This is a genomic window from Bradyrhizobium cytisi, assembly GCF_008123515.1.
GTDB lineage: Bacteria > Pseudomonadota > Alphaproteobacteria > Rhizobiales > Xanthobacteraceae > Bradyrhizobium > Bradyrhizobium cytisi.
Window position 1 is genome coordinate 24400 of record NZ_VSSR01000047.1, and the last position, 26693, is coordinate 51092.

A 26693-nucleotide genomic window follows, 5' to 3' on the forward strand; every position below is an offset into this window, starting at 1 on the left:
GGGGTGGGCCACTGCCGCTGCTGAGTCGGGATTTTCCCGAAGATTCGGCTTTCCGGCACGGCATGTCGACTGGATGACCATGAAGCTGCGCGATCTTCTTGGCAATGATGCCGCAATCGAGCCCGCTGTCGCGGCGCGCGAGGTGATGGGGCTCGCGCTCGACAGTCGTGTAGTGAAACCCGGCGATCTCTTCTTCGCGCTCGCAGGCAGCAAGACCGACGGCGCGCGCTTCGTCGACGCTGCCATAGCCGCAGGCGCGGCGGCGATCGTCGGCGACCATGCGCCGGCCCCCTGCAAGGTGCCGTTCATCGCAACCGCCAATCCGCGCCGCGCGCTGGCGCTGGCCGCGGCAAAATTCTTCCCCACGCAGCCTGCGACCATCGCGGCGGTGACCGGAACCAGCGGCAAGACTTCGGTTGCCGCGTTCACGCGCCAGATCTGGGAGCGGCTTGGCCATGCCTCGGCCAGCATCGGCACCATCGGCCTCGTCTCGCCGAAACGCACGGTTTACGGTTCGCTGACGACGCCCGATCCGATCGCGCTGCATCGGCAGCTCGATGAGATCGCGCGCGAGGGCGTGACGCATCTCGCCTTCGAAGCATCGTCACACGGGCTCGATCAATATCGCCTCGACGGCGTGCGGGTCTCCGCCGCAGGCTTCACCAATCTCTCGCGCGACCACATGGATTATCATCCGACCGTGGCGCATTATCTCGCAGCAAAACTCCGGCTGTTTCGCGAGCTCGTGCCGCCCGGTGGCGCCGCGGTGATCTCGGCCGATCATGAATGCTCGGCGGAAGCGATCGACGCCGCGAGGACGCGCGGTCTGCGCGTGATGGCGGTGGGCCGCAACGGCGACGGGGCAGGTGAGGGCATTCGCCTCGTCAATGCCGAGGTCTCAGGCTTCTCGCAAGAGCTTTCGCTCGTACATCGCGACAGGGCCTATGCCGTCCGGCTGCCGCTGGTCGGCGAATTCCAGATCGAGAACGCGCTGGTCTCGGCCGGTCTGGCCATCGGCACAGGCAGCGATGTGGCCAGTGTCTTTGCGAGCCTCGAACATCTCGAAGGCGCCAAGGGCCGGCTCGAACGCGTCGGCGAACGCAACGGCGCGCCGATCTTCGTCGACTACGCGCACAAGCCCGATGCGCTGGCGAAGGCGTTGCAGGCGCTGCGTCCCTACGCCAGGCGCAGGCTGATCGTCGTGTTCGGCGCCGGCGGCGATCGCGACGCCGGCAAGCGTCCGATCATGGGCGAGATCGCGGCCGAGAATGCCGATCGCGTCATCATCACCGACGACAATCCGCGCAGCGAGAAACCGGAAGCCATTCGCGCCGCGATCCTCGCCACCGCAAAGGGCGCGCGCGAAATCGGCGACCGCGCGGCCGCGATCCGCGCTGCGATCGAGGAACTGGAAGACGGCGATGCACTGCTGGTCGCCGGCAAGGGCCACGAGACCGGGCAGATCGTCGGCGGCGAGGTCCTGCCGTTCAGCGATCACGAGGCGGTTGCCGCCGCACTAGCATCGAGGGTGGCATGAGCGCGCCATTATGGACGCTTGCCGAGGTGGCGCGTGCGCTTGGGGCGGCCGGCTCATTCCCGGACACGCCGATCGACTTCGTCACCCAGGACAGCCGCTTGGTGAAGCCGGGCAGCTTGTTCGTGGCGTTGAGCGGCACGCCGAGCGGCGGCTTCATCTCGGCCTTCGCCAGCGCGCGCGACGGCTGGGAGTTCGCGGACAAGGCGGAAGCGTCGGGCGCGGTCGCGATGATCGTACCGCATGAAATCGCGGGTGTTGGTATTCCGCAGATCGTCGTGAAGGACACGCTGATCGACGGCCTCTGGGGCCTCGCGCGCGCCGCACGCGCGCGCTTCAACCGGCCGGTGATCGGGCTCACCGGCAGCGCCGGCAAGACCAGCACCAAGGAGTATCTCGCGGCCTATCCCAATGCCTATGCGAGCCCTTCGAGCTTCAACAATTTCTGGGGCGTGCCGCTGACGCTGTGCAACGCCCGGCCCGATGCCAGCCTCTGGGTCGTCGAGATGGGCATGAATCAGAAGGGTGAGATCGCGCGACTCAGCGAATTGACGCGGCCGACCGTAGCGCTCGTCGTCAACGTCCAGCCGGTGCATCTGGAAAAGCTCGGCTCGCTCGACGCGATCCGCCGCGAGAAGGTGTCGATCGCGCTCGGCCTGCCGGAGAATGGTGTGCTGGTGCTGCCGGCCGGGATCAAGGCGCCCGACTGGAAGGGCAAGCTGGTGCGCTTCGGCGAGAAGGCCGAGGTGCACGAGGTCGCACACGCCCCGCATGGCGAGAGCTGGCAGGTCGTGGCCGCGATCGGCAAGAAAGAGATCGCCTTCAGCCTCACGCCGGGTGCACCGCACCGCGTGCAGAATGCGCTCGCCGCGCTCGCCTCGGTTCATGCCGCGCATCTCGATGTGGCGACGCTCGCGATCAAGCTCGATCGCGTCGGCATCATGACCGGCCGCGGCGTCGAGCAGGCAGTCGGCGGTGTCACCGTGATCGACGACAGCTTCAATGGCAATCCGGCGAGCATTGCCGCCGCGCTGCAAAGCCTGCAGGCGCGCAACGTCACCGGCGGCCGCCGCATTGCGGTGCTCGGCGACATGCTGGAACTGGGCGACGACGCACCAAGCTACCACACCGCGCTGGCCACGCATCTCGACGGCGTCGACGGCATCTATTGCGTCGGGCCGCTGATGCGGCACCTCTATGACGCGCTTCCCGCCGGCAAAGGGCTCGGCTGGCACGACGATCCTGCCACGCTGAAGCCGGGCGAGGTCGCGGTCCTGCTGAAGGCAGGCGATGTCGTGGTTGTCAAGGGCAGCAAGAAGATGTTCTGGGTCAACAAGTTTGTGCCGGGCCTAGTGGCCGCCTTGCAGGCAAAGGCGTAAACTGCTTGGAAGGCGCTGTTCCCGAATCCCACCGTTTTGCGGCGCCGAGCCTGCAGGTTTCTTGCCGGCAGGTTTCTTAAAGGTCGCCCGACCGATAATGAAGACCGGCGAATGCGCGTGAGGCGAAATCTGCGTCTGAAAAAGCCTGCGTGCGAAAGGCGCCATAGGACCGTCTGAATGTTTTACTGGCTGATCGAGCTCTCCAACACATTTCCGGGCTTCGGTGCAGTGCGCACCGTTCTGAACGTCTTCCGCTACATCACCTTCCGCACCGGCGGCGCCGTGGTCACCGGCGCGCTGTTCGTGTTCCTGTTCGGGCCCTGGATCATCGATCATCTGCGCATCCGCCAGGGCAAGGGCCAGCCGATCCGGACCGACGGTCCGCAATCGCATCTGGCCAAGAAGGGCACGCCCACCATGGGCGGGCTGATGATCCTGTCCGGCCTCACGGTCGGCACGGTGCTGTGGGCCAATCCGCTCAATCCCTATGTCTGGATCGTGCTGGCGGTGACGCTCGGCTTCGGCTTCGTCGGCTTCTATGACGACTACCTCAAGGTCACCAAGCAGACCACGAGCGGATTCGGCGGCAAGTTGCGCCTGCTGATCGAGGCGGTGATCGCGCTGGTCGCCTGCTATGCGCTGGTGCGGCTGAACCGCGATCCCGCCTCGACCGCGCTGACTATACCCTTCCTGAAAGACACGGTGCTGCATTTCGGCTGGTTCTTCGTCGTGTTCGGCGCCTTCGTCATCGTCGGTGCCGGCAATGCGGTGAACCTCACCGACGGTCTCGACGGCCTCGCCATCGTGCCCGTGATGATCGCGACCGCGAGCTTTGCGATGATCGCCTATCTCGCCGGCAACGCGGTGTTCGCCGATTATCTCCAGATCAAATATGTCGCGGGCACCGGCGAGCTCGCGGTGCTCTGCGGCGCGCTATTGGGCGCCGGCCTCGGCTTCCTCTGGTTCAACGCGCCGCCGGCCTCCATCTTCATGGGCGACACCGGCTCGCTCGCGCTCGGCGGCATGCTTGGGGCGATCGCGGTCGCGGTGAAGCACGAAATCGTGCTCGCGGTGATCGGCGGCCTGTTCGTGCTGGAGGCGGTCTCCGTCATCGTGCAGGTGGTGTCGTTCAAGCTCACGGGCAAGCGCATCTTCCGGATGGCGCCGATCCACCACCATTTCGAGCAGCTCGGCTGGACCGAGCCGCAGATCGTGATCCGCTTCTGGATCATCTCGGTGATGCTGGCGCTCGCCGGCCTCTCCACGCTGAAGCTGCGCTGACGGTACCACGATGATCCCGGTCACATCCTTCGCCGGCAAGACGGTCGCGGTGTTCGGCCTTGGCGGCTCGGGGCTTGCCTCCTGCCACGCGCTGAAGGCCGGTGGCGCCGAGGTGATCGCCGCCGACGATAGCGCCGAGAACGTCGCCAAGGCGGCGCAGGCCGGGTTCATCACCGCAGATTTGCGCAACGTTTCCTGGGGCAATTTCGCAGCGCTCGTGCTCGCGCCGGGCGTGCCGCTGACCCACCCGGTACCGCACTGGAGCGTGCTGAAGGCGCGCGAGGCGGGCGTCGAGGTGATCGGCGACATCGAGCTGTTCTGCCGCGAGCGCCGCCGCCACGCGCCGAACGCGCCGTTCGTTGCCATCACCGGCACCAACGGCAAGTCGACCACGACGGCGCTGATCGCGCATCTGACCAAGGTCGCCGGCTACGACACCCAGATGGGCGGCAATATCGGCACCGCGATCCTGTCGCTGGAGCCGCCGCGCATGGGTCGCGTCCACGTCATCGAGATGTCGTCCTACCAGATCGACCTCACGCCCTCGCTCGATGGCTCCGTCGGCATTCTGCTCAATGTCAGCGAGGACCATATCGATCGTCATGGCACCATCGCGCACTACGCCGCAGTGAAGGAGCGTCTCGTCGCCGGCGTGCAGGCAGGTGGCACGTCGATTATCGGCGTCGATGACGGCTATTGCCGCGACATCGCCGACCGGCTCGACCGCGCCGGCAAGAACGTGGTGCGCATCTCCGTCAGGAATCCGCTGGCGAGCGGCATTCATGTCGAGCATGGCACCATCGTGCGCACCTCGGGCGGCGCGCGTAGCGAAATCGCAACGCTCGGCGGCATCGGTTCGCTGCGCGGCCTGCACAATGCGCAGAACGCGGCCTGCGCCGCCGCTGCCGCGCTTGCGATGGGCATCAGCCTGGACGTGTTGCAGGACGGCCTGCGCAGCTTTCCGGGCCTGGCGCACCGCATGGAGCAGGTCGGCTGCCGCGGCAATGTGCTGTTTGTCAACGACTCCAAGGGCACCAACGCCGATGCCACCGCGCATGCGCTGTCGTCCTTTGCCGACATCTTCTGGATCGCCGGCGGCAAGCCGAAGGCGGGCGGCATCACTGGCCTCGCCGGCTTCTTCCCGCGCATCCGCAAGGCCTATCTGATCGGCGAGGCCGCGCAGGAGTTTTCCGGCACGCTCGGCTCGGTCGCGCACGAGATCAGCCAGACGCTCGACGTTGCCGTCGAGCACGCCGCGCGCGATGCGGAAGCGTCGGGGCTTACCGACGCGGTCGTGCTGCTGTCGCCGGCCTGCGCCTCCTTCGACCAGTATCGCAATTTTGAGATCCGCGGCACCAGGTTCCGCGAGCTGGTGCAGGCGCTGCCGGGTGTGAAGCGGGTGGTGTGAGAATGTCGCGGCGACGCTGGATCGGAATTGCCGTCGCTGTTCTTGCTGTTCCGGTCGCCGCGGGTTTCGTCTGTGTTGTCCTCATTGACAACATCATGGACGAATTCGGCGCGTGCCGGGTCGTCCGCCAGAGATCGTTCGCCTCCCCAAGCGGCAGCAAGCTGGTTGTCGTGGTCTGGAAGGAGTGCGGAGCGACGGTGCCGGATAGCACACAAGCCAGCATCGTGGCGCGGGGACGGACATTCTCGCCCGAGAACACGCCGACTTTTCTCAGCGTGCGTGAGCATCAGGATGTTCTCGTTGCCTGGAGCAGCGAGCAGGCCGTCAGGATTGGATTCATTCCCGGGACGGTCCAGATTTACAAGCGTGAGCGGAGTGCCGGGGGCGTCACGATCAATTACGACTAGGTCTCTCGTGTCCCGGACGCGCTGCAGCGTGCAACGCTGCGGCGCAGAGCCGGGACCCATAAAGACTGCTGGGCCCCGGCTCTGCAGCGCACCGCAAGGGCGCTGCGCTGCGTCCGGGGCACGAGACTCTCCACAACTTCATCCACTTCCTTAACCCCCCGGTAACCAACCTCGGCGACCAATGGGCCGACCTCTGTCCGAAAGCGGCCGCCCATGCTCTCCCGTGAAGAACGCACCCCCTTTACCGAGTGGTGGTGGACCGTCGACAAGCCTCTGCTCGGCGCGATCCTTGTGCTGATGCTGACCGGCGTCATCCTGTCGCTGGCGGCGAGCCCGCCGGTCGCGACCCGCATCGGGCTCGATCCCTTCCACTTCTTCAGCCGCCACGTGATGTTCCTGGCGCCGTCCTTCATGGTGCTGGTCGGCGTCTCCTTCCTGTCGCCGCGCTCGATCCGGCGAAGCGCGCTGATCATCTTCACGATCAGCATTATCCTGATCGTGGTGACGCTCGCGATCGGCCCCGAGGTCAAGGGCTCGCGGCGCTGGATCACGCTGCTCGGCGTCAACATTCAGGCCTCCGAAATCGCAAAGCCGTCGTTCGTCGTCATCGCCGCCTGGCTGTTCGCGGAATCGACCAAGCGGCCGGAGATGCCGGCGACCTCGATGGCGCTGGTGCTGCTGCTGATGCTGGTGTCGCTGCTGGTGATGGAGCCCGACTTCGGCCAGACCATGCTGATCCTGATGGTGTGGGGCTCGCTGTTCTTCATCGCGGGCATGCGCATGATCTGGGTGTTCGGCCTTGCCGGCGCCGCCGCCGCCGGTCTGTTCAGCGCATACCTTTTTGTTCCCCACGTTGCCGGACGCATCAAGCGCTTCATGAACCCGGCCTCCGGCGACACTTTCCAGGTCGATACTGCGATGGAGGCCTTCTACAACGGTGGCTGGTTTGGCCTCGGACCGGGCGAGGGCATCGCAAAACGCAGCCTGCCGGACAGCCATACCGACTTCGTGTTCGCGGTTGCCGCCGAAGAGTTTGGCATCATCCTGTGCCTGGCGATGCTGACGCTGTTCGCCTTCGTCGTCATTCGTACGCTGTCGCGCGCCTACGCCAATGAGGACATGTTCTCGCGCTTTGCGGCTTCCGGCCTTGCAATCCTGTTCGGCGTGCAGGCGGCGATCAACATGTCGGTCAACCTCCAGCTCATCCCTGCCAAGGGCATGACGCTGCCCTTCATCTCCTATGGCGGCTCCTCGATCATATCGCTGTCCTATGGCGTCGGCATGATGCTGGCGCTGACGCGGCTGCGCCCACGCACCGAGGTCGAGGCCAGCGGCCATGCCGAGGCGATGCGCAGCTACGCGTGACAGGTCTCGTGTCCCGGACAAGCGAAGCGCAGATCCGGGACCCAGAATGCCGCGACCATAGGCCCCGGTTCAGCAGCGCACCACGCCGAAAGGCGGCGCGCTGCGCTGCGCCCCGGGGCACGTGCACCCGGCTCGCAATGCCGGGAAAGTCCTTGTAAGATTCTTCATTATGGACAATTCCCCCTTGATTCTTCTCGCCGCGGGCGGCACCGGCGGCCATCTGTTTCCGGCCGAAGCGCTCGGCGTCGAACTGATCCGGCGCGGCTTTCGCGTGCGCCTGGTTACGGATGAGCGCGCGCTGCGCTATAGTGGGCTGTTCAGCAAGGACATGATCGACGTCGTCGCGAGCGAGACGGCGCGCAGTCGCAATCCGGTCCAGCTGGCTTATGCCGGCATCACGCTCGCCACCGGCACGCTGTCCGCTTACCGCCTGATCAAGCGATTGAAGCCCGCTGCCGTCATCGGCTTCGGTGGCTATCCGACATTGCCGCCATTGATCGCGGCAAAATTCGCCGGCGCGCCCGGCATCATCCACGAGGCCAATGCGGTGCTCGGCCGCGCCAACCGTTTCTTGTCGAGCCGCGTCCGCGCCATCGCGACGTCGTTGCCGGGCGTGCTCGATCGCGATCCAGCGCTGGCAGCCAAGACTACGACGGTTGGCACGCCGATGCGGCCGACGGTTCTCGCCGCTGCGGCCGAGCCATATGTCGCGCCCGAAGTGAATGGCTCGCTGCGCCTGCTCGTCGTCGGCGGCAGCCAGGGCGCCCGGATCATGGCTGACATCGTGCCGGGCGCGATCGAGCGGCTCGAGCCCGCGTTGTGGGGCCGGCTCATCCTCACCCAGCAGGTCCGCGACGAGGACATGGCGCGCGTGCGCGCGGTCTACGACAAACTCAAGATCAATGCCGAGCTCGCGCCGTTCTTCACGGATCTGCCGGCGCGGCTCGCTTCGAACGACCTGGTGGTGTCGCGCTCCGGCGCCGGCACGGTCGCCGAGCTCGCCGCGATCGGCCGACCCTCGATCCTGGTGCCGCTGCCGGGCGCGATCGACCAGGATCAGTTCGCCAATGCCGGCGTGCTGGCCAATGTCGACGGCGCCATTCGCATCCCGCAGACCGAGTTCACCTCGGATCGTCTCGCCGCCGAGATATCCGGTTTCGCGGCCGAGCCGGCGCGCCTTGCCGCCATGGCGGCCGCGGCGAAGGGGGCGGGCCGGCTCGACGCCACCGAGCGGCTGGCCGATCTGGTGGTCAAAGTCGCGGGAATCTGAGCCTAAACGGACCGATTTTCGTATTTTTGCCGTCATGGCCGGGCTTGTCCCGGCCATCCACGTCTTGCATGAAGTAGCTTGGGATTCGTGGATGCCCGGGACAAGCCCGGGCATGACGACGGAACCATGGGATAGAGCATGAGACTGCCGCGCGAGATCGGACCCATCCACTTCGTCGGGATCGGCGGGATCGGCATGAGCGGCATCGCCGAGGTGCTGGTCAATCTCGGCTATTCCGTGCAGGGCTCGGACGCCTCCGACAATTACAATCTCGACCGTTTGCGCAAGAAGGGCGCGAAAGTTTCGGTCGGCCATAAGGCCGAGAATGTCGACGGGGCCGAGGTCGTCGTGGTCTCCACCGCGATCAAGCGCGACAATCCGGAACTGATGGCGGCGCGTGAGCGGCGCATTCCCGTGGTGCGCCGCGCCGAGATGCTGGCCGAGCTGATGCGGCTGAAGAGCTGCGTCGCGATTGCCGGCACGCACGGCAAGACCACCACGACCACGATGGTCGCAACGCTGCTCGATGCCGGCGGGCTCGATCCGACCGTGATCAACGGCGGCATCATCAACGCCTATGGCTCCAACGCGCGTCTCGGCGCCGGCGACTGGATGGTGGTAGAGGCCGACGAGAGCGACGGCACGTTCCTGAAGCTGCCGACCGATGTTGCCATTGTCACCAATGTCGATCCCGAGCATCTCGATCACTTCAAGACCTTCGAGGCCGTGCAGGATGCCTTCCGGCATTTCGTCGAGAACCTGCCGTTCTACGGCTTTGCCGTGATGTGCATCGATCATCCCGTCGTGCAGACCCTCGTCGGCAAGATCGAGGACCGACGCATCATCACTTACGGCGCGAATCCGCAGGCCGATGTGCAGTTTGTCGATCTCACGCCGATGGGGGGCGGATCGAAATTCAAGGTCGCGTTCCGTGATCGCAAAACTGGGGCTGTGCACGAGATCGCCGATCTCATGCTGCCGATGCCGGGCCGTCACAATGCCTCCAACGCGACGGCCGCGATCGCGGTCGCGCGCGAGCTCGGCGTTTCAGATGACGCGATCCGCAAGGCGATTGCCGGATTCGGCGGCGTCAAGCGCCGCTTCACCAAGACCGGCGAGTGGAGCGGCATCACCGTGATCGACGATTATGGCCATCACCCGGTCGAGATCGCGGCGGTGCTGAAGGCGGCGCGGGAATCCACCAACGGCAAGATCATCGCCGTGGTGCAGCCGCATCGCTACACCCGCCTGCAATCGCTGTTCGAGGAATTTTGTACCTGCTTCAACGATGCCGATGCGGTCGTTGTCGCCGACGTCTATGCCGCCGGCGAGACGCCGATCGACGGCATCGACCGCGATCATTTCGTAGCTAGCCTGCGTGCGCATGGCCACCGCGAGGTGATCCCGTTGCCGGCAGCCTCCGAGCTTGCGGACATCGTCAAAGGCGTGGCGAAGTCGGGTGATCTCGTCGTCTGTCTCGGTGCCGGCAACATCACGCAATGGGCGTACGCACTTCCCGGCGAATTGAAGGCGCTGGGGTAGGGTGGTGGCATTCCCCGACATCACGCCCGATCTCAAAGCCGCGGTGCCGGATCTTCGCGGGCGGTTGCTGGCCAACCAGTCGCTGGCCGAGCTGACCTGGTTTCGCGTCGGCGGACCGGCGCAGGTGCTGTTCACGCCGGCGGACGAGGATGATCTCGGTTATTTCCTCGCGCATCTCGCCAAGGATATGCCGGTCTATGTCGTCGGTGTCGGCTCCAACCTCATCGTGCGCGATGGCGGCATTGCCGGCGTGGTGATCCGGCTGGCGCCGCGCGCTTTTGGTGAGGCCACTGCGAACGGTGACGTCGTCACCGCAGGTGCGGCTGCGCTCGACAAGCGCGTCGCGGAGGTCGCGGCTTCTGCCAATATCGGCGGGCTCGAATTCTATTCCGGCATTCCCGGCACGATCGGCGGCGCGTTGCGCATGAACGCGGGCGCCAATGGCGGCGAGACCAAGGACGTGCTGATCGAAGCGCGCGGCGTCGGGCGCGACGGCACGAAGCAAGTATTCTCCAACGCCGACATGAAATTCGTCTACCGCAATAGCGGCGTCGACCCCTCCATCATCTTCACCTCCGCACGCTTTCGCGGCGAGATCAGGGACACCGATGCGATCCGCGCGCGAATGGCGGAGGTGCAGAACCACCGCGAGACCGCGCAGCCGATCCGCGAAAAGACCGGCGGGTCGACCTTCAAGAATCCGCCCGGCCATTCCGCCTGGAAGCTGGTCGATGCCGCAGGCTGCCGCGGCCTGCGTGTCGGCGGCGCGCAGGTCTCCGAGATGCACTGCAATTTCCTGATCAACACGGGCGATGCCACCGCGCACGACATCGAGACGCTGGGCGAGACGGTGCGCGAACGCGTGAAGGCGAATTCCGGAATTGAGCTGCACTGGGAAATCAAGCGGATCGGGGTTTCCGCTTGAACGACGAGGCAAACAGGCGACAAGAGAACATGCGCACCACGATCCTCTTTGGCGGCTCCAATCGAGAGCGTCTGGTTTCCGTCGCTTCAGCCCAGGCGCTGCATCAGGCGCTGCCCGAGGCCGATCTTTGGTGGTGGGACGTCGAGGACAAGGTGCACGTCGTGCAGACCAAGCAGCTGCTCGAACATTCCCGGCCCTTCGAGGACGAGTTCAAGCCTGGCACGCGCGGCATTCCGCTGGCGCAGGCGCTCGACAGGGCCAGGACTGAAGACCGCGTCCTCGTGCTCAGCCTGCATGGCGGCAGCGCTGAGAACGGCGAATTGCAGGTGATGTGCGAGGCGCGCGGCGTGCCGTTCACAGGCTCCGGCTCGGCCTCCTCGCATCTCGCCTTCGACAAGATCGCGGCCAAGCGCTTTGCTGCGCTCGGCGGCGTGACGCCACCTGAGGGTATCGCGCTCGAGAATATCGATGATGCCTTCGCCGAGTACGGAAGGTTGATTGCAAAGCCGGCGCGCGATGGCTCCAGCTATGGCCTCATCTTCGTCAACGCCAAGCAGGATCTCGTCGCCGTCCGCAATGCCGCGAAACACGAGGAATATGTGATCGAGCCGTACATCGCCGGCGTCGAGGCGACCTGCGGCGTGCTGGAGCGCACCGATGGCTCGATCATCTCGCTGCCGCCGATCGAGATCATTCCGGGCGAGGGCAGTTTCGACTACGCCGCAAAATATCTTTTGAAGTCGACCCAGGAAATCTGCCCGGGCCGCTTCACCCCCGAGGTCACCGCCGCGCTCAAGACCCAGGCGATGCTGGCGCATCGCGCGATGTCCTGCGCCGGCTATTCCCGCTCGGACTTCATCGTCTCGGAGAAGGGGCTGGTCTATCTCGAAACCAACACGCTGCCCGGGCTGACCAAGTCCTCGCTCTACCCCAAGGCGCTGAAAGCCGAGGGCATCGCGTTTGTCGACTTCCTCCGCGACCTGATCGAGCTGGCGGTGCGGCGGGTGCGGAAATAGTTAGGATTGGTTAACGGCTGAGAGGGCGAAAACGGCCGGTTTGGTGCCTAAAACCGGTAAAATGCCGGATATCGTGGCATAACTGCCTCACAGAGCTGGGCAAAAAGCATTCTCCGTTAACGAACTTTACCTTTTGTTTACCAGGAAGTCCGAAGGTTAACGCTGGCGGCGCATATGGCGTTTTGGCTGCCGGTGCGTGAGCTGTTTCGGATTGTCCCCGACCGGCGAACGCTTTGAAGGGGAGCGGTTTCTTCTGCCGAAGACCCTCACCCGGCCCGGCAGACCGAGACGTCACATTCGCCAGGACCCGCGCGGTGTCGTGGGCAAACTGTTGACGAGCTCGTGCAATGGATGGTGCAGGAAGCCTCACCCGGTCGTTTTTGAGATCGCTGAGGCCCCAAGCTGACCTGAAGGCGGCCGCTATCGGAGCGGTCGTGCTTCTGCGCGAGTGGGTCCAGGACAAGCGCCAGGAAAGACTTGAGCAGACGCGCGCTGCTGCAAAGCAAAGGATCAAGGCCAAGGCTGTCGTCGAGCGCGAGCCGCCACCGCGCCTGGTCGCGCTGGTCGAGCGCTATCTGCCGCGCCGGGTCGGGATCAGCTTGACCGTGCTGCTGCTAATCGGCAGCTGCGGCCTCGGCACCGTCAAGGGCGGCCATCTCCAGGATTTCATCACGGCGGTCAGCGACGCGCGCAACGCCATGGCCAATTCGGCCGGCTTCCGCATCACCTCGGTCGTGATCAACGGCCGCAAGCAGCTCAGCCAGGACGAGATCCTCGCGATCGGCGGCGTCAGCGGCCGCTCTTCGCTGCTGTTCCTCGCTGCCGATGACGTCCGCGATAAGCTCAAGGCCAATCCCTGGATTGCGGACGCGACCGTGCTGAAGCTCTATCCGGGCCGGCTCATGATCGAGATCACCGAGCGCAAGGCGTTCGCGCTGTGGCAGGATGCCGGCCGGCTTTCCGTCATCGCCGATGACGGCGCGCTACTCGAACCCTATGTCTCGCGCCGGTTCCTGTCGCTGCCGCTCGTGGTCGGCAAGGGCGCCGACACGCAGGCCCGCGACTTCCTCGCGCTGCTCGCCCGCTATCCGCAGGTGAACTCGGTGACGAAAGCCGCGATCTATGTCGGTGAGCGGCGCTGGAACCTGAGGCTGAAGGACGGCCTCGACATTCGCCTTCCGGAGCAGGATGTCGGCAACGCACTGGCTGCGCTCTCCAAGCTCGATAAGGACGACAGGCTGTTCTCGAAGGATATCGTCGCGATCGACATGCGCCTGCCCGACCGTCTGGTGGTGCAGCTGTCCGATGACGCCGCAAAGGCGCGCGAGGATCTGTTCAAGGACAAGAAGAAAAAGAAGGCCGGGGACGCCGCATGACCGGTCTTGATCGCACCCAGACGCCGAAGACGCGCCCGATGCCGCACAAGCGCGGCGGTCTCGTCGCCTGCCTCGACATCGGCACCAGCAAGATCGCCTGCATGATCGCGCGGCTGAAGCCGTCGGCGCCGAGCGAGGCCTTGGGCGGCCGGACCCACGCGGTCGAACTGATCGGTTACAGCCAGATCCAGTCGCGCGGCATGAAGGCCGGCGCGGTGGTCGATCTCGCCGAATGCGAGCAGGCGGTGCGTCAGGCCGTCGGGCTTGCGGAGAAAATGGCCAAGGTCCGGGTCGAGTCCGTTTTGCTGTCAGTCTCCGGCGGTCGTCTCGCGGGCCAGCTGGTCGAGGCGGCAGCCGATATCCGCGGCGGCGCGGTGACGCCGGCCGATGTCAGCCGCGTCACCTCCACCGGCATGCGCCACGCCACCGGCGAGGGCCGTACCGTGCTGCATGCGCTGCCGGTCGGCTACACGCTCGATGGCGTCAAAGGCATCCGCGATCCTCGCGGCATGGTTGCGCATCAATTCGGCGTCGACATGAACGTTGTCACCTGCGACGCCACCGTGGCACGGAACCTTATGCTGGCGGTGGAACGCTGCCATCTCAACGTCGAAGCCATGGCGGCGAGCCCCTATGTGGCCGGCCTGTCGGTGCTAACCGACGACGAGGCCGATCTCGGCGCTGCCGTGGTCGAGATGGGTGCGGGCACCACCACCATCGCGGTCTATTCCGGCGGACGTTTCGTGCACGCGGCCGGATTTGCGGTCGGCGGGCAACACATCACGATGGATCTCGCGCGCGGACTCTCGGCGACCATTGCCGATGCCGAGCGAATCAAGACGTTATACGGCACCGTCATCACCGGCGGATCGGACTCGCGTGAGCTGATGTCTGTACCGACAGCCGGTGACGACCAGGATCTGCCGCAGATCGTTTCGCGCGCCACCATCGCCACCATCGTCAAGCATCGTGCCGAGGAAGTCTTCGAAATGGTTCGGGACAAGCTGAAGGATTCGCCCTTCGCGGCAGAGCCCAAGGGCCGTGTCGTGCTCTCCGGCGGAGCCTCGCAGCTCACCGGCCTCGTCGAGCTCGGAACCCAGATTCTCGGCCGGCCCGTGCGGGTCGGACGTCCGCTCGGTTTTGGCCGGCTGCCCAACGAGGCGAAGAACGCCGCGTTCGCGGTGCCGGCCGGACTTCTCGTCTACCCGCAATATGTTCACCACGAACATGTCGAACCGCGGCAAACGCGGCAGCAGGTCAGGACAGGAACAGGCGGTTATTTCGGAAGGGTCGGACGATGGCTACGCGAGGGCTTCTGATGACCGCTTTCCTCAATTGTCGATTTTCACCAACTCCCGCGGCCGCAGGCCGGGGCGAACCCACGCGCGCGTGATCGAGAGGCAAACATGACCATCAGCATCAATGCTCCTGATATTCACGAACTGAAGCCCCGCATCACCGTGTTCGGCGTCGGCGGCGCCGGTGGCAACGCCGTCAACAACATGATCACGGCCGGCCTCCAGGGCGTCGACTTCGTGGTCGCCAATACCGACGCGCAGGCGCTGACGATGTCGAAGGCGCAGCGCATCGTGCAGATGGGCACCGCGGTGACGCAGGGCCTCGGCGCCGGCTCGCAGCCGAACGTCGGCGCTGCTGCCGCGGAAGAAGTCATCGACGAGCTGCGCGATCATCTCTCGGGCGCCAACATGGTGTTCGTCACCGCCGGTATGGGCGGCGGCACCGGCACCGGCGCAGCTCCCGTCATCGCCAAGACCGCCCGCGACATGGGCATCCTCACGGTCGGCGTCGTGACCAAGCCATTCCACTTCGAAGGCGGCCGCCGCATGCGCACCGCTGAAGCCGGCATCAACGAGCTTCACAAGGTTGTCGACACGCTCCTGATCATTCCGAACCAGAACCTGTTCCGGGTTGCCAACGAGAAGACCACGTTTGCCGACGCCTTCGCGATGGCCGACCAGGTGCTCTACTCGGGCGTGGCCTGCATCACAGATTTGATGGTCAAGGAAGGCCTGATCAACCTCGACTTCGCCGACGTCCGCGCCGTCATGCGTGAGATGGGCAAGGCGATGATGGGCACCGGCGAAGCCTCCGGCGACAAGCGCGCGCTGACCGCCGCCGAGGCCGCGATCGCCAACCCGCTGATCGACGACAGCTCGATGAAGGGTGCCAAGGGCCTCCTCATCTCCATCACCGGCGGCAAGGACCTCACCCTGTTCGAGGTCGACGAAGCCGCGACCCGCATCCGCGAGGAAGTCGACCAGGACGCCAACATCATCGTCGGCGCGACCTTCGACGAAGCGCTCGACGGCCTGATCCGCGTCTCGGTCGTCGCCACCGGGATCGAGCAGGCTGCGATCGCCCGCAATACCCAGGGCACCAGCGCTCCGGTTGCGAACGCGGCACCTCAGGTCCAGCAGGCTCCCGCGGCTCCGGCCGCCGCTGCCGAGAGCCGTCTCGCCGACCTGACCGCGCGTCTCCGCGCCGACAACCAGCGCATGGCCGAGCGCGCTCAGAAGCTGGAGTCGCAGATCCCGGGTACCGCGCCGGTCGCTGCTGCTCCGAACGCGCCGCGTTCCAATGTCGAACGTGCGGCGCTTGCGGCCATCGCGGCTGCCGTTTCCGAAGTCCCGCAGGCGCCCGCGCCGATGCAGACCTATGGCGACGTCACCGTGCGTCCGATCGCGCAGAAGCCCACGCTGTTTCCGGAGCCCGAGCAGGCGCCGATGGCCATGCATGAGCCAATGACGCCGGAAACCTTCATCCCGCCGCAGGCCGAGCGTGCCCCGGCGCGCGCGCCGCGGATGCCGCGCCTCGACGAACTGCCGATGCCGGCTCAGGCCGAGCTGCGTCAGGCCCGTGGCGAGGTTGAGGAAGAGACGCCGCAAAAGACCCGCCTGTCGCTGCTCCAGCGCCTCGCCAATGTCGGCCTCGGCCGTCGCGACGAGGAAACCGAGGCCCCGATCGCCGCCCGCACCGCCGGTCCCGCCATGCCGGCGCTGCCCGAGCGCAAGGCGCAGCGAACGGTGCAGCAGCAGATCGCCGCCAGCGAACCGGTGTCGGAATATGCCCGCCGGCCCGCGCCGCAGGGTCTCGACGCCCATGGTCGCCCCGCGCCTGTTGCGCCGGCGCCACAGGGAGACGACCATCTTGATATCCCGGCCTTCCTGCGGCGGCAGGCGACCTGAGGATTGTTACAATAAGGCAGACGCAGAGAGGCCCCGGCGGGAAGCTTGCCGGGGCCTTTCCTTTGGTCCCGTGCATATCCGGATTGGGCGTTCAAGCAACTGATTTTAAATCATTAATTACAGGTTCGGTGCTTCAGTAAAGCTGCCGATAACGGCCCTAAACCCCGGCGCAATTTGGTTAAGCCTTGGCGCGAATACGGCTGGTTTGGGGTAACAATCGGTAAAAAAGCGTGAGTTGGCGCTGTTTAAGGCAGTGACTATGGTTCGGCGTGACTTGGGGATACGGAGATTCGGACGGTCGATCTCGATCGATCAGTCGGGTTTAGTATAAGTCGCAATGGGTCGTAGTGGGGCGGTTCCTGATGAAATTTAGCCGGCAAACAACGCTTCGCGCGCAAGCCAGTGTGGCCGGCGTCGGCGTTCATTCCGGTCTTCCAGTCACCCTTACGCTCGGACCTGCACCTGTCGATACAGGCTTTATTTTTGTCCGCACCGGGCTCGACGGACGTGACCGCGAGATCCAGGCGACCGCCGAGCAGGTGATCGCGACCGACTTCGCGACCGTCCTCGGTGATCGCAGCGGTCCGCTGGTTTCTACCGCGGAGCACGTGCTGGCTGCGCTGCGGGGCATGGGTGTCGACAACGCCACTATCGAGGTCGACGGTCCCGAGGTGCCGATCATGGACGGCAGCGCCGCTGCGTTCATCGCGGCGATCGATCAGGCCGGTATCGTCAACCAGCCGGCGCAGCGCCGGTTCATCCAAGTTTTGAAGCCGGTTTCGGTCAAGATCGGCGACGCCTTCGGCGAGATCCGGCCCTACGCCAACGGCTTCCGCGCCGAGGTGGAGATCGACTTCACCAATCCCGTCATCGGCCGGCAGAGCTGTGGCTTCGACGTGAGCCCCGAGCGCTTCCGCCGCGAAGTCGGCCGTGCCCGGACCTTCGGTCTGATGGGTGATGTTGCCCGGCTCTGGAGCGCGGGCTATGCGCTCGGCGCATCCTTTGAAAATACCGTCGTGTTCGACGACGAGCGGCTGCTCAACACCGAGGGCCTGCGCTACGCCGACGAATGCGCCCGCCACAAGGTGCTGGACGTGATCGGCGATCTCGCGCTGGCCGGCCTGCCGCTGCTTGGCGCCTATCGCTCGGTGCGTGGCGGTCACAAGCTCAACCACGCCGTCCTGACCGCATTGCTCGCCGACCGTACCGCCTGGCGGGTGGTCGAGGGCGAAGCGGCCCGCCGCACCACGCGTCCTGTGGCCGAAGTCGGCAGCGGTATTGTTGGCGGCCGGATCGCTGCGGCCTATGGGCCGGACGTGTCCTGAAGCCTGCTGCGGCTGGCGTTTTGTCCGGGAAACTCCTGGTAACCATGATCGGCTAGCATTGCGGCGTTTTCGCCTTAATCCGGGCGGAATGCCTGCCTATCCGATAGGTTAACAATCGTTTTTCGGTTACACCGACGTGGTCGCATGGCAGGCACCACGGTCACATTTCGCGCCCGTGACGGGGATCATGGGCTGGCGGGCACCGCATCACAGGGCGTCAGGTCTTAAATTCATGTCGGCACAGCGTATGACGCGCGGATATCTCTTGGCCTCTCCAAAAGCTCCGACCGGGATTCGTCGGCTGCTTCAGGCCGCGACCCTCTTTCTGCTCGCCTTGCCGCTGGCCGGCTGCGGCACCGGCTCGCTCTGGGACAAGTTCATCGCCAAGGACGATACCTTCGTCGAGGAGCCTGCCGACAAGATCTACAATGAGGGCTTGTACCTCATGAACGAAAAGAAGGACATGAAGGCGGCGAACAAGAAGTTCGAAGAGGTCGACCGCCAGCATCCCTATTCCGACTGGGCGCGCAAATCGCTGCTGATGTCGGCTTACGCGTCCTACCAGGGCGGCGACTATGACAGCTGCATCGGCGCTGCCACCCGCTACGTCACCCTGCATCCCGGCAGCCCGGACGCCGCTTACGCGCAGTATCTGATCGCCGCCTCGCACTACGACCAGATCCCGGATATCAGCCGCGACCAGGCCCGCACCGAGAAGGCGATCGCCTCGCTGGAAGAGGTGGTGCGCAAATATCCGACGTCGGAATATGCGACCTCCGCCAAGGCCAAGATCGAGGGCGCGCGCGATCAGCTCGCCGGCAAGGAAATGAATGTCGGCCGCTACTACATGCAGAAGCGCGACTACACGGCGGCGATCAACCGCTACAAGGCCGTGGTGACGCAGTACCAGACCACGCGCCACGTCGAGGAGGCACTCTACCGCCTCACCGAGGCCTACATGTCGATCGGCATCGTCGGCGAGGCCCAGACCGCCGCCGCCGTGCTCGGGCATAATTTTCCCGACAGCCGGTGGTACAAGGACGCCTATAATCTTGTAAAATCCGGCGGTCTCGAGCCGAGCGAGAATCAGGGGTCCTGGATCAGCCGGACCTTCAAGGGGATAGGCCTCTAGGTCTCGGCTAGGAAATCTGGTTCCATGCTGGCGCGTCTGTCGATCCGTGACATCGTCCTGATCGAACGGCTCGATATCGAATTCGCCACCGGACTTGCGGTTTTGACCGGCGAGACCGGTGCGGGCAAATCCATCCTGCTCGATGCCTTTGCGCTGGCGCTCGGCGGCCGCGGCGACGCCGGCCTCGTGCGCCATGGCGCGGAGCAGGGGCAGGTCACGGCCGTCTTCGATATCCCGAAGAATCATCCCTCGACGAAAATCCTCGCCGAGAACGGGCTCGACGATACCGGCGAGATGATTCTCCGCCGCGTGCAGCTCGCCGACGGCCGCACCCGCGCTTTCATCAACGATCAGGCGATCAGCGTGCAGACCCTGAAGGCGGTCGGCGCCGCGCTGGTCGAGATCCACGGCCAGCATGACGAGCGCGCGCTGGTCGATGCCGCCACCCATCGCCGCCTGCTTGATGCCTTTGCCGGCCTCGAAAAGGATGTCGCGGCCGTCGAAGCCCTCTGGGACGCGCGCCGCACCGCCAACACCGAGCTGGAAGAGCACCGCGCCGGCATGGAGCGGGCCGCGCGCGAGGCCGACTATCTGCGCCACGCCTCCGACGAGCTGAAGCGGCTCGCGCCGAAGGACGGCGAGGAGACCTCGCTCGCCTCGCGCCGCACCACCATGATGCAGGGCGAGAAAATCGCCTCCGATTTGCGCGAGGCGCAGGAGGTCGTCGGCGGCCATCATTCGCCGGTTGCCGCCCTTTCGACCGCCGTGCGCCGGCTGGAACGCCGCGGTGTCAATTCGCCGGCTCTGGTCGAGCCCGCGGTGAAGGCAATCGACATCGCGATCAACGCGCTGGAGGAGGCCGACCAGCATCTCCAGGCCGCACTTGCCGCGACCGACTTCGATCCGGCCGAGCTCGAACGCATCGAGGAGCGGTTGTTCGCTCTGCGCGCCGCCTCGCGCAAATATTCGACGCCGGTCGATGGCCTGGCGGCACTTGCCGCCAAATACGCCGCCGACGTCGTGCTGATCGATGCCGGCGCCTCGCGCTTGAAGAAGCTGGAGCAGGCCGCGATCGAGGCCGATGCACGCTATGCGGCGGCTGCGAAAAAGCTCTCGGCAGCGCGGCAGAAATCGGCCGAGAAGCTCAACAAGGCCGTCAATGCCGAGCTCGCGCCGCTCAAGCTCGAACGCGCGAAATTCATGACGCAAGTCGCCACCGACGAGGCCGCGCCGGGGCCGCAAGGCTTCGATCGGGTCGAGTTCTGGGTGCAGACCAATCCGGGCACCAGGCCGGGGCCGATGATGAAGGTCGCCTCCGGCGGCGAGCTCTCGCGCTTCCTCTTGGCGCTCAAGGTCGTGCTGTCCGATCGCGGCTCGGCGCCGACCCTGGTGTTCGACGAGATCGACACCGGCGTTGGCGGCGCGGTCGCGGATGCCATCGGCGGACGGCTGGCGCGGCTTGCCGGCAAGGTTCAGGTGATGGCCGTGACCCATGCCCCGCAGGTTGCGGCGCGCGCCGACCAGCATCTGCTGATTTCCAAGGATGCGTTGGACAAGGGCAAGCGCGTCGCCACCCGCGTCAACGCACTCGCCGCCGACCACCGCCGCGAGGAAATCGCCCGCATGCTCGCCGGCGCCGAAATCACGGCCGAGGCGAGGGCGGCCGCGGACCGGCTGCTCAAGGCAGCGACGGCCTGATTTTTTTGTCCCGGACGCGCGAAGCGCGAGCCGGGACCCAGAATGCCGCCCCCGTGGGCCCCGGCTCTGCAATGCACCGCTGAAGAAGCGCTGCATTGCGTCCGGGGAACAAGACCTCCGCCCACCTTTACCCTCCCGCCCGCTCCGTCGTATCCAAGCACCATGGCAAGAGCAGCAAAATCCAAGACGCTTCGTGACGTCGCCGACCTCACCAAGGCGCAGGCCAAGGTCGAGCACATGCGGCTGTCGCTCGAGATCGAGGGACACAACGAGCGCTACTACCAGGACGACGCGCCGACCGTGACCGACGCAGAGTATGACGCCCTGCGCCAGCGCCTCGATGCGATCGAAAAACGCTTTCCGGAATTCGTCAGTGGCGATTCGCCCTCACAGAAGGTCGGCGCGGCGCCATCCGGGCGCTTCAGGAAAGTCCGGCATTCCGTTCCCATGCTTTCGCTCGACAACGCCTTTGCCGAGGAGGACGTCCGCGACTTCGTCGGCCGCATCGTGCGCTTCCTCAAGCTCGACGACGACAAGGTCAATTTCTCGGCCGAGCCGAAGATCGACGGCCTGTCGATGTCGCTGCGCTACGAGGGCGGCGAGCTCGTCACCGCGGCGACGCGCGGCGACGGCGCAATCGGCGAGGATGTCACGGCCAACATCCGCACGCTCGAAGACGTGCCGCAGAAGCTGAAGGGCCGCAACATTCCCGATATCTGCGAGGTCCGCGGCGAGGTCTACATGACCAAGAAGGCCTTTCTCGCGCTCAACGAGCGGCAGAAGGCGGCTGGCGATACCATCTTCGCCAACCCGCGTAATTCGGCCGCGGGCTCCCTGCGGCAGAAGGATCCGACCATCACAGCATCGCGCCCGCTCGGCTTCTTCGCCTATGCCTGGGGCGAGATGAGCGCGATGCCCGAGGATACGCAGAGCGGCATGATCCACTGGTTCGAGCGCTGCGGCTTCAAGACCAATCCGCTGACAAAACTCTGTCACTCGGTCGAGGAGCTGATCGCGTTCCATCAGAGCATCGAGGAAGAGCGCGCCGAGCTCGACTACGATATCGACGGCGTCGTCTACAAGGTCGACCGCATCGACTGGCAGGAGCGGCTCGGTTTCGTCTCGCGCACGCCGCGTTGGGGCATCGCGCACAAATTCCCGGCCGAACGGGCCGTGACGGTGCTGCGCGACATCGAGATCCAGGTCGGCCGTACCGGCTCGTTCACGCCGGTCGGCAAGCTCGAGCCGGTCGGCGTCGGCGGCGTGATCGTGCAGAACGTCACGCTGCACAACGAGGACTACATCAGGGGCATCGGCAACAAGGGCGAGGTGCTGCGCGAGGGGCGCGACATCCGGATCGGTGATACCGTCGTAGTCCAGCGCGCCGGCGACGTGATCCCGCAGATCGTCGACGTCGTCCTCGACAAGCGCCCGAAGAGCGCCAGGGAATACCACTTCCCGAAGAAGTGCCCGTGTCCGCTGCATACCGACGTCGTGCGCGGGGAGACGGCCGCCGGCGAAGAGGAATCCCGCGCCCGCTGCACTGGCGAGTTTGCCTGCCCCTATCAGAAGATCGAGCATCTCAAGCTGTTCGTGTCGCGGCGCGCCTTCGACATCGACGGTCTCGGCGAGAAGCAGCTGCAGCATTTCTTCGATGAAGGATGGGTGAAGGAGCCCTCCGACATCTTCACACTGGAGAAGCGCAACGCGAAGCTCAAGCTCGAGGAGATCGAGGGCTACGGCGCGACCTCGGTCCGCAATCTGTTCGGTGCCATCGAGAGCCGGCGCAAGATCGCGCTGGAGCGCTTCGTCTATGCGCTCGGCATGCGCCATGTCGGTGAGACAACCGCCTTGGCGCTCGCGCGCGGCTACGGCTCCTGGGAGGCCTTTCACGATGCCTGCCTCAAGGTCGCCAAGGGCGACGAGGAGGCGAAGGCGGAGATGGATGCGCTCGACCAGATCGGCCACACCGTGATCAAGAGCATCGCCGATTATTTCGGCGAGAGTCACAATCGCGGCATTGTCGAGCGGCTGACCAAAGAGGTCGAGATCGTCGACGCGGAGAGGCCGAAGGGCAACTCCGCGGTCGCCGGCAAGACCGTGGTGTTCACCGGCTCCCTGGAGAAGATGACGCGCGACGAAGCCAAGGCGACCGCGGAGCGATTGGGCGCCAAGGTCTCGGGCTCGGTGTCGAAGAAGACCGATCTCGTCGTTGCCGGCCCCGGCGCGGGCTCGAAGCTCGCAGAGGCTAACAAGCACGGCGTCAAGGTACTGACCGAGGACGAGTGGCTCAAGCTGATCGGAGAGTGAGGTCTCTCCTCGTCATTGCGAGGAGCCCTTGCGACGAAGCAATCCAGACTGCATCTGCTGTGACAGTCTGGATTGCTTCGCTTCGCTCGCAATGACGAGGAGAGGGCGTACCGCGCCTCACATCATCACGCTCTCTTCCCCCTCCGCCTGCTCGATCAATTCCTCGCTCACCATCAGTTCGCGGCGGGGGACGACGAAGATCATCATGCAGGCGCAGAGCAGCGAGACGGCGAGCACGGCCGAGGTCAGCGGCAGCGTCGTTGCGGAGTGGCCGCCGAGATAGGCGCCGAATTGCGACATCAGCGCGCCGATCCCTTGCTGGAGAAAGCCCATCGCGCCTGACGCGGTACCGGCGGCTTCGGGACGGATGCTAATCGCACCGGCGGCGGAGTTCGCCATCACGAAGGCGTTGCCGACCATCACGATCATCTGCGTGCCGAACAGCCAGGCCGGCGCCTCGTTCCAGCCGGTAAAGCTCCAGAGCAGGTTCAACAGGCTGCCGCAGAGTTGCAGGCCGAGCCCGAACCAGATCAGCTTCTCCAGCGAGTGCCGCGGCGCAAAGCGCACGCAAAGCAGGTTGCCGACCAGATACGCAAATCCCGTTGTGGCGAACCACGCGCCGTATTCGGCACTGGTCCGGCCCATCTGCGTCACGACGATGTAGGGGCCCCCGCCGGCGAAGGTGAAGATGATCTGCGACGCCAGCACCTGGCACATCACATAGCCGATGAAGGCTCGGCTCTTGATCAGGGTGCCGACGTCGCTGCGAAAGCCGCCACTGCCGATCGCGCGGTCGCGGCGCGTCTCAGGCAACGCGATGGCGATGCCGACGGCGACTGCAAGCGCGCCGATCGTGACGGCGTAGAAGATCGCCCGCCAGCCAAACGCGGTCTCGATCAGGCCGCCGGTGAGCGGTGAGACCATCTGGCCGATCATCAGGGCGGCGATCACGAGGCTGATCATGGAGGCGACACGGTCGCGCTCGTAGATGTCGCGGATGATGGCCCGGCTGACCACCATGCCCGAGGCGCCGCCGAGCGCCTGGAAGAAGCGTGCTGCGATCAGCTGCGGCAGGGTTTCGGCAAAGATGCAGGCGACGCTGGCCGCGACCATCAACGCGAGGCCGCCAAGCAGTACCGGACGGCGGCCGAACCTGTCCGACAGCGGCCCCATGATCAGCTGCGACAGCGCGATGCCGACCATATAGAGCGACACCGTCATCTGCGCGATCGAGATGTCGCGGCCGAAATTCGTCGCCAGCACGGGCAGCGCCGGCACCAGGATGTAGAGCGAGATCGGCGCGATCCCGGTCATGACGACCAGCAGCAGCAACACCACGCGCGACGTCGCGATGTTCTTCGTCGCCGCCTCCGGCGGTCTGCTGATCATGCCGTGCATGTGCGTCCGTCTTTCGAATTTCGAATCGGACTGTAGCGTGCTTGCACAAGACGGAAATCGGCGTTTCGGAATGCGGCTATACCGATTCCGGGACGGTTATGCCGACGGTGCGAATGACCGCCCCGGCCTCCGCTGTCATTCCCCGCGAAGGCGGGGAATCCAGTACCCCGCGGCTTTTCCGCAGGCGTTTACTGCCTCTGGAATACTGGATGCCCCGCCTGCGCGGGGCATGACACTTCTCGTAGGATGAGAGTTGCGCAAATCGCGTAGCGCTATGCGCGGCGCTACGTCAGCTCGACCGTGGCCTGATCGAGCCACGCCTTCGTCACCTCGTCCAGCGCCGGCCCCACCTCGGCGCGGACGCGCGCGTGGTAGGCATTGAGCCAGGCGAGCTCTTCCTTGCTCAGCATCGCCGCGTCGATGAGCCGGCGGTCGATCGGCGCCAGCGTCAGCGTCTCGAACGCGTTCATCGATTTCTCGGCACCCTCGATGTTGGCGGCGACCACCAGCTCGAGGTTCTCGATGCGAATGCCAAAACCGTCGGTCTTGTAATAGCCGGGCTCGTTGGAGAGGATCATGCCGCGTTTCAGCGGCGTGGTGCCGAGCTTCGAGATCCGCGCCGGGCCTTCGTGCACACTGAGATAGCTGCCGACGCCGTGGCCGGTGCCGTGCTCGAAATCGACGCCGGCGGCCCAGAGATATTGCCGCGCCAGCGTGTCGAGCTGCGCGCCGGTGGTGCCGTCGGGAAACACCGCACGCGCGATCGCGATATGGCCGCGGAGCACGCGGGTAAAGCGGTCGCGCATCTCCTCGGTTGGCTCCCCCACCGCCATGGTGCGGGTGACGTCGGTGGTGCCGTCTTCATACTGCGCGCCGGAATCGATCAGCAGCAGGTCGCCGCGGGCGATCCGCCGGTTGCTCTTGCGGGTGACGCGGTAGTGCACGATGGCGCCGTTCGGACCGGTGCCGGATATGGTCGGGAACGATACGTCCTTCAGCGCACCGGTGTCGCGGCGGAACGTCTCCAGCGCCTCGACCGCATCGATCTCGGTGAGCTTGCCGCTTCCTGCCTCGCGATCGATGAAGGCGAGGAAACGCGCCAGTGCAATTGCGTCGCGCCGGTGCGCCGTCTGCGTCCCCTTGATCTCGGTCGCGTTCTTCACGGCCTTCAGCAGCGCAATCGGATCGCTGCCGCGCACCGGCTTGCCGCCGCCGCCCGAGATCAACCGGCTCAGCGCGTCGGCCGCGGTGGCGTTGTCGAGCGCAATCGCAGCGCCGCTCTTGGCGAGCGCCATCAGCGTCGGCGTCAGCGCATCGGGCTCGCGCACATCGGCCGACTGCTCGAGATGGTCGCGCGAGAGGTTGGAGAGCTTGCGGTGGTCGATGAAGACGGTTGGCCGGCCGACCTTGGGCACCAGCGCGTAGGACAGCGGCAGCGGCGTATGCGCGACGTCGGCGCCGCGGATGTTGAAGGTCCAGGCGACCGCGTGGCTATCCGACAGCACCAGCGCGTCGGCCCCCAATTTCTCGATCTCGCTCTTGATCTGGGCCAGCTTCTCGGCCTCGGCGACACCGGCATATTGCAGGCCGTGGATCGCGACCGGCGCGACGGGCGGCTGCGGCCGATCCTGCCAGACCGCGTCGACCGGATTGCTGTCGACCGCCACCAGTTCGGCACCGGCCTTCGCACAGGCGGCCGAGAGACGCTCGGTTGCCGCAAAAGTGTGCAGCCACGGATCAAATCCCAGGCGATCGCCGGATTTGAGATGCGCCAAGACCCAGCTCTCCGGCGGCGGATCGATCAGCGACTCCACCGCCCACGCCTTGGCGTCGATCTGCTTGGCCGCCTGGATCGTGTAACGGCCATCGACGAACAATGCAGCTTCCTGGCTCAGCACCACGGCGAGCCCGGCCGAGCCGGTAAAGCCGGTTACCCAGGCGAGTCGCTCTTCGGAGGGGGCCACATACTCATTCTGCTGCTGATCGGCGCGCGGAATGACGAAGCCGGTCAGCTTGCGGCGGACGAGCTCTTCACGGAGTGCGGCGAGCCGCGCCGCCAGTGCGACGCCGGCTTCGGGCTCCTCGAACGTCTGAAAGTGTGCTTCGAACATGGCTCAGTTT

19 protein-coding genes are annotated in these 26693 nt (G+C 65.5%); 17 read left to right on the plus strand and 2 right to left on the minus strand.

Annotated elements, in window-relative coordinates:
- Positions 1-79 precede the first annotated feature (79 nt).
- The 17 genes from FXB38_RS27605 (at position 80) to ligA (ending at position 23174) form a co-directional block, all read left to right on the plus strand.
- A complete protein-coding gene (locus FXB38_RS27605) occupies positions 80-1537 on the plus strand; it encodes a UDP-N-acetylmuramoyl-L-alanyl-D-glutamate--2,6-diaminopimelate ligase (RefSeq protein ID WP_148754202.1) in 1458 nt (485 codons plus the stop codon).
- On the plus strand, positions 1534-2913 hold the full coding sequence (locus FXB38_RS27610; RefSeq protein WP_148754086.1) for a UDP-N-acetylmuramoyl-tripeptide--D-alanyl-D-alanine ligase: 1380 nt from the start codon (positions 1534-1536) through the stop codon (positions 2911-2913). The genes FXB38_RS27605 and FXB38_RS27610 overlap by 4 nt, the downstream gene beginning before the upstream one ends.
- Positions 2914-3090: 177 nt before the next feature.
- Positions 3091-4194, plus strand: a complete 1104-nt coding sequence (gene mraY, locus FXB38_RS27615) for a phospho-N-acetylmuramoyl-pentapeptide-transferase (RefSeq protein WP_148754087.1) — start codon at positions 3091-3093, stop codon at positions 4192-4194.
- Positions 4195-4204: 10 nt separating this feature from the next.
- A complete protein-coding gene (gene murD / locus FXB38_RS27620; RefSeq protein ID WP_148754088.1) occupies positions 4205-5602 on the plus strand; it encodes a UDP-N-acetylmuramoyl-L-alanine--D-glutamate ligase in 1398 nt (465 codons plus the stop codon).
- A 95-nt stretch (positions 5603-5697) separates the two neighbouring features.
- The gene (locus FXB38_RS27625) at positions 5698-6009 is read left to right on the plus strand and encodes a hypothetical protein (RefSeq protein WP_148754089.1); all 312 of its coding nucleotides are present in this window, start codon (positions 5698-5700) and stop codon (positions 6007-6009) included.
- 213 nt (positions 6010-6222) lie between these two features.
- Positions 6223-7374, plus strand: a complete 1152-nt coding sequence (gene ftsW / locus FXB38_RS27630) for a putative lipid II flippase FtsW (protein ID WP_148754090.1) — start codon at positions 6223-6225, stop codon at positions 7372-7374.
- Positions 7375-7543: 169 nt separating this feature from the next.
- Positions 7544-8644 carry an undecaprenyldiphospho-muramoylpentapeptide beta-N-acetylglucosaminyltransferase gene (murG, locus tag FXB38_RS27635; protein WP_148754091.1) on the plus strand — a complete coding sequence of 367 codons (1101 nt, stop codon included), beginning with the start codon at positions 7544-7546 and terminating at the stop codon, positions 8642-8644.
- A gap of 138 nt (positions 8645-8782) precedes the next feature.
- Complete coding sequence (murC, locus tag FXB38_RS27640) at positions 8783-10186, plus strand: UDP-N-acetylmuramate--L-alanine ligase (protein ID WP_148754092.1); 1404 nt, start codon at positions 8783-8785, stop codon at positions 10184-10186.
- Positions 10187-10190: 4 nt separating this feature from the next.
- The gene (gene murB, locus FXB38_RS27645; RefSeq protein WP_148754093.1) at positions 10191-11111 is read left to right on the plus strand and encodes a UDP-N-acetylmuramate dehydrogenase; all 921 of its coding nucleotides are present in this window, start codon (positions 10191-10193) and stop codon (positions 11109-11111) included.
- Between the two features lie 29 nt (positions 11112-11140).
- Positions 11141-12127 carry a D-alanine--D-alanine ligase family protein gene (locus tag FXB38_RS27650; protein ID WP_148754094.1) on the plus strand — a complete coding sequence of 329 codons (987 nt, stop codon included), beginning with the start codon at positions 11141-11143 and terminating at the stop codon, positions 12125-12127.
- A gap of 347 nt (positions 12128-12474) precedes the next feature.
- On the plus strand, positions 12475-13503 hold the full coding sequence (locus tag FXB38_RS27655; protein ID WP_148754095.1) for a cell division protein FtsQ/DivIB: 1029 nt from the start codon (positions 12475-12477) through the stop codon (positions 13501-13503).
- Positions 13500-14822, plus strand: coding sequence for a cell division protein FtsA (ftsA, locus tag FXB38_RS27660; protein ID WP_148754096.1), 1323 nt, complete (start codon positions 13500-13502; stop codon positions 14820-14822). The genes FXB38_RS27655 and ftsA overlap by 4 nt, the downstream gene beginning before the upstream one ends.
- Positions 14823-14909: 87 nt before the next feature.
- On the plus strand, positions 14910-16709 hold the full coding sequence (gene ftsZ / locus FXB38_RS27665) for a cell division protein FtsZ (RefSeq protein WP_148754097.1): 1800 nt from the start codon (positions 14910-14912) through the stop codon (positions 16707-16709).
- A 362-nt stretch (positions 16710-17071) separates the two neighbouring features.
- Positions 17072-18034, plus strand: a complete 963-nt coding sequence (gene lpxC, locus FXB38_RS27670) for a UDP-3-O-acyl-N-acetylglucosamine deacetylase (RefSeq protein ID WP_148754098.1) — start codon at positions 17072-17074, stop codon at positions 18032-18034.
- A 232-nt stretch (positions 18035-18266) separates the two neighbouring features.
- Entirely contained in the window at positions 18267-19166 is a 900-nt protein-coding gene (locus FXB38_RS27675; protein WP_148754099.1) for an outer membrane protein assembly factor BamD, read from the plus strand.
- 24 nt (positions 19167-19190) lie between these two features.
- Entirely contained in the window at positions 19191-20864 is a 1674-nt protein-coding gene (gene recN, locus FXB38_RS27680) for a DNA repair protein RecN (protein WP_148754100.1), read from the plus strand.
- A 162-nt stretch (positions 20865-21026) separates the two neighbouring features.
- Positions 21027-23174 carry an NAD-dependent DNA ligase LigA gene (gene ligA, locus FXB38_RS27685; protein WP_148754101.1) on the plus strand — a complete coding sequence of 716 codons (2148 nt, stop codon included), beginning with the start codon at positions 21027-21029 and terminating at the stop codon, positions 23172-23174.
- Positions 23175-23291: 117 nt separating this feature from the next.
- Here ligA and FXB38_RS27690 read toward each other — a convergent pair whose 3' ends face one another.
- Positions 23292-24572: a multidrug effflux MFS transporter gene (locus tag FXB38_RS27690; RefSeq protein WP_148754102.1), complete on the minus strand. Its 1281-nt coding sequence runs from the start codon at positions 24570-24572 to the stop codon at positions 23292-23294.
- Positions 24573-24856: 284 nt separating this feature from the next.
- A complete protein-coding gene (locus FXB38_RS27695) occupies positions 24857-26683 on the minus strand; it encodes an aminopeptidase P family protein (protein WP_148754103.1) in 1827 nt (608 codons plus the stop codon).
- Positions 26684-26693 lie beyond the last annotated feature (10 nt).

What these genes read in the sequence shown, in the direction of transcription:
- FXB38_RS27695 (WP_148754103.1), bottom strand. Translation starts at nt 26,683, where the DNA reads ATGTTCGAAGCACACTTTCAGACGTTCGAGGAGCCCGAAGCCGGCGTC.
- ftsZ (WP_148754097.1), top strand. Translation starts at nt 14,910, where the DNA reads ATGACCATCAGCATCAATGCTCCTGATATTCACGAACTGAAGCCCCGC.
- ftsA (WP_148754096.1), top strand. Translation starts at nt 13,500, where the DNA reads ATGACCGGTCTTGATCGCACCCAGACGCCGAAGACGCGCCCGATGCCG.
- FXB38_RS27605 (WP_148754202.1), top strand. Translation starts at nt 80, where the DNA reads ATGAAGCTGCGCGATCTTCTTGGCAATGATGCCGCAATCGAGCCCGCT.
- murG (WP_148754091.1), top strand. Translation starts at nt 7,544, where the DNA reads ATGGACAATTCCCCCTTGATTCTTCTCGCCGCGGGCGGCACCGGCGGC.
- FXB38_RS27655 (WP_148754095.1), top strand. Translation starts at nt 12,475, where the DNA reads ATGGATGGTGCAGGAAGCCTCACCCGGTCGTTTTTGAGATCGCTGAGG.
- ligA (WP_148754101.1), top strand. Translation starts at nt 21,027, where the DNA reads ATGGCAAGAGCAGCAAAATCCAAGACGCTTCGTGACGTCGCCGACCTC.
- FXB38_RS27650 (WP_148754094.1), top strand. Translation starts at nt 11,141, where the DNA reads ATGCGCACCACGATCCTCTTTGGCGGCTCCAATCGAGAGCGTCTGGTT.
- FXB38_RS27690 (WP_148754102.1), bottom strand. Translation starts at nt 24,572, where the DNA reads ATGCACGGCATGATCAGCAGACCGCCGGAGGCGGCGACGAAGAACATC.
- murC (WP_148754092.1), top strand. Translation starts at nt 8,783, where the DNA reads ATGAGACTGCCGCGCGAGATCGGACCCATCCACTTCGTCGGGATCGGC.
- FXB38_RS27610 (WP_148754086.1), top strand. Translation starts at nt 1,534, where the DNA reads ATGAGCGCGCCATTATGGACGCTTGCCGAGGTGGCGCGTGCGCTTGGG.
- recN (WP_148754100.1), top strand. Translation starts at nt 19,191, where the DNA reads ATGCTGGCGCGTCTGTCGATCCGTGACATCGTCCTGATCGAACGGCTC.
- mraY (WP_148754087.1), top strand. Translation starts at nt 3,091, where the DNA reads ATGTTTTACTGGCTGATCGAGCTCTCCAACACATTTCCGGGCTTCGGT.
- FXB38_RS27625 (WP_148754089.1), top strand. Translation starts at nt 5,698, where the DNA reads ATGGACGAATTCGGCGCGTGCCGGGTCGTCCGCCAGAGATCGTTCGCC.
- FXB38_RS27675 (WP_148754099.1), top strand. Translation starts at nt 18,267, where the DNA reads ATGTCGGCACAGCGTATGACGCGCGGATATCTCTTGGCCTCTCCAAAA.
- lpxC (WP_148754098.1), top strand. Translation starts at nt 17,072, where the DNA reads ATGAAATTTAGCCGGCAAACAACGCTTCGCGCGCAAGCCAGTGTGGCC.
- murD (WP_148754088.1), top strand. Translation starts at nt 4,205, where the DNA reads ATGATCCCGGTCACATCCTTCGCCGGCAAGACGGTCGCGGTGTTCGGC.
- ftsW (WP_148754090.1), top strand. Translation starts at nt 6,223, where the DNA reads ATGCTCTCCCGTGAAGAACGCACCCCCTTTACCGAGTGGTGGTGGACC.